Source organism: Ruegeria sp. E8, assembly GCF_056533985.1.
Window position 1 is genome coordinate 1 of the sequence record NZ_JBQFOY010000057.1, and the last position, 1228, is coordinate 1228.

Here is a 1228-nt window from a genome sequence, read left to right on the forward strand (position 1 = left end):
ATGGCAAAGGAAAAGTTTGAGCGTACAAAACCGCACGTCAACATCGGCACGATTGGCCACGTTGACCATGGTAAAACGACGCTGACCGCAGCAATCACCAAGTATTTCGGTGACTTCAAAGCGTATGACCAGATTGACGGTGCGCCGGAAGAGAAAGCGCGCGGCATCACCATCTCGACCGCCCACGTGGAATACGAGACCGACGCGCGTCACTATGCGCATGTCGACTGCCCCGGCCACGCCGACTACGTCAAGAACATGATCACCGGTGCTGCCCAGATGGACGGCGCGATCCTGGTTGTGAACGCCGCTGACGGCCCGATGCCGCAGACGCGTGAGCACATCCTGCTGGGCCGCCAGGTTGGCATCCCGAAGATGGTCGTGTTCCTGAACAAAGTTGACCAGGTCGACGACGAAGAGCTGCTGGAACTGGTTGAGATGGAAGTCCGCGAACTGCTGTCCAGCTACGACTACCCCGGCGACGATATTCCGATCGTTGCAGGTTCGGCTCTGGCCGCGATGGAAGGCAACAACCCTGAAATCGGCGAAGAGAAGATCAAGGAACTGATGGCGGCTGTTGATGACTACATCGACACCCCTGAGCGCGCTGTTGACCAGCCGTTCCTGATGCCGATCGAAGACGTGTTCTCGATCTCGGGCCGTGGTACCGTTGTTACGGGTCGTGTTGAGCGTGGCGTGATCAACGTTGGCGACGAGATCGAAATCGTCGGCATCCGCGACACCGCGAAAACCACCTGCACCGGCGTTGAAATGTTCCGCAAGCTGCTGGACCGCGGTGAAGCGGGCGACAACATCGGCGCGCTGCTGCGTGGTGTTGACCGTGACGGCGTTGAGCGTGGCCAGGTTCTGTGTAAGCCGGGTTCGGTTACACCGCACACCAAGTTCGAAGCCGAAGCCTACATCCTGACCAAGGAAGAAGGCGGTCGTCACACCCCGTTCTTCGCGAACTACCGTCCGCAGTTCTACTTCCGTACGACGGACGTGACCGGCACCGTGACCCTGGCCGAAGGCACCGAGATGGTCATGCCCGGCGACAACGTGTCGTTCGGCGTTGAGCTGATCGCGCCCATCGCGATGGAAAACGGTCTGCGCTTCGCCATCCGCGAAGGCGGCCGCACCGTCGGCGCCGGCGTCGTCTCGAAAATCATCGAGTAATTCGCGCAAGCGAATAGCCAAAGAAAGGGCGTCCTTCGGGACGCCCTTTTTC

Annotated in this window: 1 protein-coding gene; it reads left to right on the forward strand. The window is 59.8% G+C overall.

Features of this window, described 5'->3' with window-relative positions:
* Positions 1–1176 (forward strand): elongation factor Tu (gene tuf, locus ACR0LF_RS23615; protein WP_480584074.1); only part of this gene is annotated, 1176 nt, incomplete at its 5' end.
* Positions 1177–1228: the final 52 nt, after the last annotated feature.